Origin of the sequence: Asanoa hainanensis (assembly GCF_900188485.1) — a bacterium.
Taxonomy (GTDB): Bacteria; Actinomycetota; Actinomycetes; order Mycobacteriales; family Micromonosporaceae; genus Asanoa; species Asanoa hainanensis.
Genome location: NZ_FZPH01000014.1, coordinates 267,552 through 274,271, shown reverse-complemented (window position 1 = coordinate 274,271; position 6,720 = coordinate 267,552). Strand labels below are relative to the sequence as shown.

At 69.1% G+C, this 6,720-nt stretch carries 8 protein-coding genes and 1 pseudogene; 6 read left to right on the top strand and 3 right to left on the bottom strand.

The genetic code is table 11. The annotated features are described in order from the left end of the window. Window positions 1–138: pseudogene (locus CHC05_RS43500) on the top strand (IS701 family transposase); the annotation flags it as partial. A 175-nt stretch (window positions 139–313) separates the two neighbouring features. Here the strand turns inward: CHC05_RS43500 and CHC05_RS29990 are convergent. Together CHC05_RS29990 and CHC05_RS29985 are read right to left on the bottom strand one after the other, a co-directional pair. Next, window positions 314–586: a hypothetical protein gene (locus CHC05_RS29990; protein WP_089253954.1), complete on the bottom strand. Its 273-nt coding sequence runs from the start codon at window positions 584–586 to the stop codon at window positions 314–316. A gap of 29 nt (window positions 587–615) precedes the next feature. Next, the gene (locus CHC05_RS29985) at window positions 616–1,029 is read right to left on the bottom strand and encodes a hypothetical protein (protein ID WP_089253953.1); all 414 of its coding nucleotides are present in this window, start codon (window positions 1,027–1,029) and stop codon (window positions 616–618) included. 165 nt (window positions 1,030–1,194) lie between these two features. Between CHC05_RS29985 and CHC05_RS29980 the strand changes: the two genes are divergently transcribed. The 5 genes from CHC05_RS29980 (at window position 1,195) to CHC05_RS29960 (ending at window position 5,822) form a co-directional block, all read left to right on the top strand. Then, complete coding sequence (locus CHC05_RS29980; RefSeq protein WP_089253952.1) at window positions 1,195–2,472, top strand: ABC transporter substrate-binding protein; 1,278 nt, start codon at window positions 1,195–1,197, stop codon at window positions 2,470–2,472. Then, window positions 2,469–3,416, top strand: coding sequence for a carbohydrate ABC transporter permease (locus CHC05_RS29975; RefSeq protein WP_089253951.1), 948 nt, complete (start codon window positions 2,469–2,471; stop codon window positions 3,414–3,416). Before CHC05_RS29980 ends, CHC05_RS29975 begins: the two co-directional genes overlap by 4 nt. Continuing rightward, the gene (locus CHC05_RS29970; RefSeq protein ID WP_089253950.1) at window positions 3,416–4,255 is read left to right on the top strand and encodes a carbohydrate ABC transporter permease; all 840 of its coding nucleotides are present in this window, start codon (window positions 3,416–3,418) and stop codon (window positions 4,253–4,255) included. Before CHC05_RS29975 ends, CHC05_RS29970 begins: the two co-directional genes overlap by 1 nt. A gap of 8 nt (window positions 4,256–4,263) precedes the next feature. Further along, window positions 4,264–5,457 carry an ABC transporter ATP-binding protein gene (locus tag CHC05_RS29965; RefSeq protein WP_089253949.1) on the top strand — a complete coding sequence of 398 codons (1,194 nt, stop codon included), beginning with the start codon at window positions 4,264–4,266 and terminating at the stop codon, window positions 5,455–5,457. Between the two features lie 77 nt (window positions 5,458–5,534). Next, window positions 5,535–5,822, top strand: coding sequence for a muconolactone Delta-isomerase family protein (locus CHC05_RS29960; RefSeq protein ID WP_089253978.1), 288 nt, complete (start codon window positions 5,535–5,537; stop codon window positions 5,820–5,822). On the opposite strand, the gene CHC05_RS43165 is transcribed toward CHC05_RS29960, so the two are convergent. After that, the gene (locus tag CHC05_RS43165) at window positions 5,785–6,711 is read right to left on the bottom strand and encodes a LysR family transcriptional regulator (RefSeq protein ID WP_089253948.1); all 927 of its coding nucleotides are present in this window, start codon (window positions 6,709–6,711) and stop codon (window positions 5,785–5,787) included. The genes CHC05_RS29960 and CHC05_RS43165 overlap by 38 nt on opposite strands. Window positions 6,712–6,720 lie beyond the last annotated feature (9 nt).

Here is a 6,720-nt window from a genome sequence, read left to right as displayed (position 1 = left end):
GGCCTGGACCAGTACCAGGCCCGGGACTGGCGGGCGTGGTACGCCCACATCACCCTGTCCATGGCCACCCACGCCCTACTCGTCGTCGCGAAATCCCTTGCCACACAAGCAAACCCAGCCTCGCGCAGGACATGCTGATCGCGCTGACCGTACCCGAGGTCCGGCGCCTGCTCCTGGCATTCACCCTGACGCGTCCCACCACCCCCGACCACGTCCTGGCCTGGTCCTACTTCCGACGACGCCGCCAATGGCAAGCCCGCGTCAGCCACTACCACCGGCGCGGACAGATACCGCCATAAGTGCCGTTGCAGTACTAGGCCCGCCGCACGATTGCCACTGCGACCCCGGCCAGCTCGTCCATGTCCGGCTCGAAGCCGGCCGCGATGTCCGGGTGCAGGCCGGCCTTGGTCTCGTCCAGCAACCGCCGGCAGACGACGTCGAACGACTCGCCCCGGTACGACGCCTGGACCCGCTCCGTCGCCGCCTGCAGGGCGGAGCTCAACTGTTCCTGCAGCGGCCCGCGAAGCTTGCGCTGGACGGGGTCGTGGGGGTCCGGTTCGAGCGTGACATGAGGTTCCGCGGCCATACCGGTCAGATGCCCAGGGCGGTGACGGGTCAAACGCCCAGCGCCGCCACCCGGACCAGGTAGGACGGCTCGTCGGCGGGCTCCTCGCGATAGCTGATCGACCGGATCTGCCGCTCGTCCGCGTACAGCGTCACGTCGGCGAGCACCCCGAGATGCGTACCGGTCAGGCGTCCCCGCTTGTCGCTCAACACGTCGGCGACCCCGGCCAGGAACCGCGGCGCGGAGCCCACGTGCGAGGCGGAACCGCGCACGACGACCTCCAGTGACACCGCGGCACGCGACGGGGTCCAGCCGCTCTGTTGCGCCGCGGCCAGCGCCGCCAGCAGCAACGCGCGGACGCGTTCGGCCTGGCGATGGCCGGCGGAGAGGATCGACAGGGTCTCGGTCTTCTGTGGCGGCAGGCCGCGCACCTCGAAGGCGAGGGCCTGGGTGGTCTCCTGCACGGCACTACCTCCGCGGGTCGGGCGGGGGCGACACGTTACGTAAGGCGACCGTACCGTGTCGTGCCGTCGTCCACGAGGTGTACAGCGGTCCAGGTTTGCTTTCCCCGCCGCCGGGGCATGGTCCGAGATCGGCGAACCGCAATGGCGCGGGAACGGAGGCCGGATATGGCGGAACGATCTGGGGGAATCAGCAGGCGACGGTGGGGGGCGGCCGCGCTCGCCGCGGTGGCGCTGCTCGGGCCGGCAGCGGCCTGCGGCAGTGGCGGCGACGGTGGCGCGCCGGAGATCAACGTCTACTATGCACCGGAGGAGAACTTCCAGCAGGTCGTCGACGACTGCAACCAGCAGGCGCAGGGCCGCTACCGGATGGTCTACCAGGTGCTGCCGCGCGGCGCCGACGAGCAGCGCGTGCAGATGGTGCGCCGGCTCGCGGCCGAGGACGACGGCATGGACGTGCTCGGGCTCGACGTGACATGGACGGCGGAGTTCGCGAGCGCGAAGTGGATCCGCGAGTGGACCGGCAAGGAGAAGGACGAGGCGTCGCAGGGCACCCTGCAGCAGCCGTTGGAGTCGGCGTCCTACGAGGACAAACTCTACGCGGCGCCGAAGAACACCAACACGCAGCTGCTCTGGTACCGCAGCGACCTCGTGCCGGACCCGCCGAAGACCTGGGACGAGATGATCAAGATGTCCCAGGACCTGAAGAGCCAGGGCAAGCCGTACGAGATCGACACCATGGGAGCGCAGTACGAGGGCCTCGTGGTGCTCTACAACAACATGGTCGCCAGCAGCGGCGGGAAGATGCTGAGCGACGACGGCGCGAAGGTCGAGTTCGACCAGGGTGCCGTCGACGCGCTCGGCACGCTCCAGAAGTTCGCGTCGGCCGGCGTCACGAACCCGTCCTTCACCAACACCCAGGAGGACGGCGCCCGGCTGCAGTTCCAGAGCGGCGACGGCGCGTTCCAGCTCAACTACCCGTTCGTCTGGCCGGCCCTGCAGGAGGGCGCGCCGGACCTCAAGGACAAGGTCAAGTGGGCACGTTATCCGGGCATCGACGCCGGCACGCCCAGCAAGGTGACGATCGGCGGTTACAGCCTGGCGGTCTCCTCGTACTCGAAGCATCCGGCCGAGGCGTACGAAGCGGCGCTCTGCCTGCGCTCCCCGGAGCACCAGCTGTTCTCGGCGATCAACGACGGTGTGCCGCCGACCATCGAGTCCGTCTACGACGACCCGAAGATGGACGAGGCGTACCCGTTCAAGGCCGACATCCTGGCCCAGGTCAAGGACGGCGCGAACCGGCCGATCACCCCGGCCTACCAGAACCTGTCCACGGTGCTCTCCGCGACGCTGTCGCCGCCGGCCGACATCAAGCCGGACCAGGACGCCAAGGACCTGCGCGGCTCGATCCAGGACGCGCTCGAGTCGAAGGGTGTCCTCCCGTGACCGCTACCGCCGAGAAACCAACGACGCATCGGGTACGCGCGGCGAAGAAGGCCAAGACCCGGCTCAGCGAGGGCAAGAAGCAGGAGCGGAAGCTCGGCTGGCTGCTCTGCGCGCCGGCGGCGATCGTGATGATCGCGGTCACCGCGTACCCGATCCTCTATTCGGTCTGGCTCTCGTTCCAGCGCTTCGACCTCAAGTTCCCGGACCAGCGCGAGTTCATCGGGCTCGGCAACTACGTGACCGTGTTGAGCAACCAGTACTGGTGGACCGCGTTCGGCATCACCACGCTGATCACGGTCGTCACGGTGGCGGTCGAGCTCGTGCTGGGCATGGCGCTGGCCTGGGTGATGTTCAAGACGCTGGTCGGGCGCGGGATCGTCCGCACGGCGGCGCTGATCCCGTACGGCATCGTGACGGTGGTCGCGGCGTTCTCGTGGAAGTACGCGTGGACACCCGACACCGGCTATCTCGCGAACCTGTTCACGGACGGCGCGCCGCTGACCGAGCGGGCCAGCTCGCTGGCGATCATCATGCTCGCCGAGATCTGGAAGACGACGCCGTTCATGGCGCTGCTGCTGATGGCCGGCCTCGCGCTGGTGCCCGAGGACCTGCTCAAGGCCGCCTCGATGGACGGCGCCACCGGGTGGCAGCGGTTCACGAAGGTGATGCTGCCGGTGATGAAGCCCGCGATCCTGGTCGCGCTGCTGTTCCGTACCCTCGACGCCTTCCGGGTCTTCGACAACATCTACGTGCTGACCGCCGGGGCCAACAACACCTCGTCGGTCTCGATGCTGGCCTACAACAACCTGATCCGCGGGCTCAACCTCGGCATCGGGTCGACCATGTCTGTGCTGATCTTTCTCGCGGTGGCCGTGATCGCGTTCGTCTTCGTGAAGCTCTTCGGCACCGCCGCACCCGGCAGCGAAGAGGAGGGCCGGCGCTGATGGCCGTCATCGACCAAACTGCCCGCGCGAGGTGGCGGTGGAGCCTGATCGACCTCGTGGTGATCGTGTTCGCACTGATTCCCGTCCTGTGGATAACGTCGCTGTCGTTCAAGACCCCGGGGACGATCACCGACGGGAACTTCATTCCGCGGGAGTGGACGCTCGAGAACTACCGGAACATCTTCAGCACCGACCAGTTCGTACGCGCACTGGTCAACTCGATCGGCATCGGGTTGATCTCGACGCTGGTGGCGGTGGTGCTCGGGACGATGGCCGCGTACGCGATCGCCCGGCTCGACTTCCCCGGCAAGAAGCTGCTGATCGGCATCTCGCTGCTGATCGCGATGTTCCCGCAGGTGTCGCTGGTGTCGCCGCTGTTCGAGATCGAGCGTTCGATCGGCCTGTTCGACACCTGGCCCGGCCTGATCCTGCCCTACATCACCTTCGGGCTGCCGCTGGCGATCTACACGCTGTCCGCGTTCTTCCGGCAGATACCGTGGGACCTGGAGAAGGCGGCCAAGATGGACGGCGCGACGCAGGGCGAGGCGTTCCGCCGGGTGATCGCGCCGCTGGCCGCGCCGGGCGTGTTCACCACCGCGATCCTGGTGTTCATCTTCTGCTGGAACGACTTCCTGTTCGCCATCTCGCTGACCTCGACCGAGCGCTCGCGCACGGTCCCGGCCGCGCTGTCGTTCTTCCAGGGCGCCTCGCAGTTCGAAGACCCGACCGGTGCGATCTCCGCGGCGGCCGTGATCATCACCGTCCCGATCATCCTGTTCGTGCTGTTCTTCCAGCGGCGCATCGTGTCCGGCCTGACCTCCGGCGCCGTGAAGGGTTAGGGGTAGACGTGGCAGACATCGTTCTCGACAAGGTGACCAAGGCGTTCCCCGACGGCACGCTCGCGGTGCAGGAGCTCAACCTGGAGATCGCCGACGGGGAGTTCGTTATCCTGGTCGGCCCCTCGGGCTGCGGCAAGTCGACGACGCTCAACATGATCGCCGGATTGGAGGACATCACCTCCGGCGAGCTGCGGATCGACGGGCAACGGGTCAACGACAAGGCGCCGCGGGACCGGGACATCGCGATGGTGTTCCAGTCGTACGCGCTCTATCCGAACATGACCGTCCGGGAGAACATGGCGTTCCCGTTGAAACTGGCCAAGCTGTCCCGCGAAGAGATCGACCGAAAGGTCGACGAGGCCGCGAAGGTGCTGGAGCTCACGGCGCTGTTGGACCGCAAGCCGGCCAACCTGTCCGGCGGCCAGCGGCAGCGGGTGGCGATGGGCCGGGCGATCGTCCGCTCGCCCAAGGCGTTCCTGATGGACGAGCCACTGTCCAACCTGGACGCCAAGCTGCGGGTCCAGATGCGCACCGTGGTGTCCCGGCTCCAGAAGCGGCTCGGCACCACGACGGTCTACGTCACCCACGACCAGACCGAGGCGATGACCCTCGGCGACCGGGTCGTGATCATGCGGGCCGGCGCGGTGCAGCAGGTGGGCGAGCCGCAGGAGCTTTACGACCACCCGATCAACCTGTTCGTCGCGGGCTTCATCGGCTCACCGTCGATGAACTTCTTCCCGGCGTCGGTGTCGTCGGGCCGCCTCACCACGCCGCTCGGCGAGTTTCCGCTGGGCGAGCAGATGCGCGGCGAGATCTCCTCGGGCGAGCTGATCGTGGGCATCCGGCCGGAGCACTTCGAGGACGCGTCGCTGATCGAGGACTCGATCCGGGAGCGGGGAGCCGAGTTCTCCGCGACCGCGGACCTCGTGGAGTCGATGGGCTCCGACAAGTACGTCTATTTCACCGTCGAGGGCGAGAAGGCGTCGGCGGCCGAGCTCGAGGAGCTGGCGGCCGACGTGGGCAGCGGTGACCTGCCGTCGGGCGGCTCGAACCTCGTGTGCCGCTTCTCGGCCGACTCCCGGGTCAAGGAGGGCGACCCTGCCCAGATCTGGGTCAACCTGGAGAAGATCCACCTCTTCGACCCGTCGAACGGCCGCAACATCACGCTGCATGAGGGCCGGGCATCCGGCGTGACCGCCTGACCGAAGCAAGGGTCCCTGCTCAGCGGTTTCCGCGTGGGAAGGGACCCTTGCTCTACCCGCGACGTAGCGTCGTGGGCGTGGAGTTCTTCGTCGAGATGGTGACCACCGTCCCGCCCGGCACGTCGGACGACGAGGTCGCCGAGATGCGGGCCCGCGAGAGCGCCCGGGCCGCCGAGCTCGCCGCGCAGGGGCATCTCCGGCGGCTGTGGCGACCGCCCTTGAAGCCCGGCGAGTGGCGGACCTGGGGGCTGTTCAGCGCGGCCGGGCCGGACGAGCTCGAGGCCGTGCTGGCGTCGATGCCGTTGCGGGTGTGGCGGCACGACACGGTCACCCCGCTGACGCCTCACCCGAGCGACCCGGGCTGAACGGGTCGTCCGCCGGCAACCAGGTGGCGGGATCGAGCGGGCCCACGTCGCGGGTCAGTGCCTCGACGACGGCGCGGACCGCGGCGCGGTCGTCGGCCCGGCGGGAGACCAGCGCCCACGTCCAGCAGGGTGTCGGCCGGACCACCGGCCGCCGGACCAGGTCGGGCGGCAGTGTGGTCGTCTGGCCCTTGGGCGAGTTGACGACCGGGCCGCCGAGCCGCCGCACCTGGTCGAAGAAGGCGGGGCCGGTGATGCCGCCGTCGTCGATGTGCACGAGTCGCGCTCCGGTCGCCAGGGCGAGCTCCTCCGCGTAGCGGTTCCAGGACGACCAGGTGGCGGCGTCGGCGTCCGCCAGGACCACGGTGTCGGCCGCGCGGACGGGTGCCGGGTCGGCGCCCGGCGCGACCGCGTAGAGCAGGTCCGCGCCGACCAAGCGGGCGTCGAGGTCGTGTGCGGCCAGGTCGGCGGCCGACACCCAGCAGATCGCGAGGTCGATGCTGCCGTCGGCGACGCGCCCGGCCTGGGCGTGCGACGGCAGGACCCAGGCGTCGACGTGCACCTGCGCCACGCCGGAGACGCGTTCGGCCAGGTCGGTCGGCCGCCAGTTGACGTAGCCGAGCCGCAGCGGCGCCGGCGTGCCCGCCGCGGACCGGCGCAGCTCGTCGGCCTGGTCGAGCAGCGCCCGGGTGCGGGGCAGGAGGGCCTCCCCCGCGGCGGTCAGCGCGACGGAGCGGCGGTCGCGGTCGAAGAGGCGTACGCCCAGGTCCCGCTCCAGTGCCTTGATCTGCTGGGAGAGCGACGGGCCGGCGATCCGGAGGCGGGCGGCGGCTCGGCCGAAGTTCAGCTCGTCGGCAACCGCGACAAAATACCGCAACTGGCGCAACTCCACCCCTACCAC

Excerpts from the sequence above, each read along its gene's own strand:
- CHC05_RS29990 (WP_089253954.1), bottom strand. The coding sequence starts at position 586 with ATGGCCGCGGAACCTCATGTCACGCTCGAACCGGACCCCCACGACCCC.
- CHC05_RS29970 (WP_089253950.1), top strand. The coding sequence starts at position 3,416 with ATGGCCGTCATCGACCAAACTGCCCGCGCGAGGTGGCGGTGGAGCCTG.
- CHC05_RS29980 (WP_089253952.1), top strand. The coding sequence starts at position 1,195 with ATGGCGGAACGATCTGGGGGAATCAGCAGGCGACGGTGGGGGGCGGCC.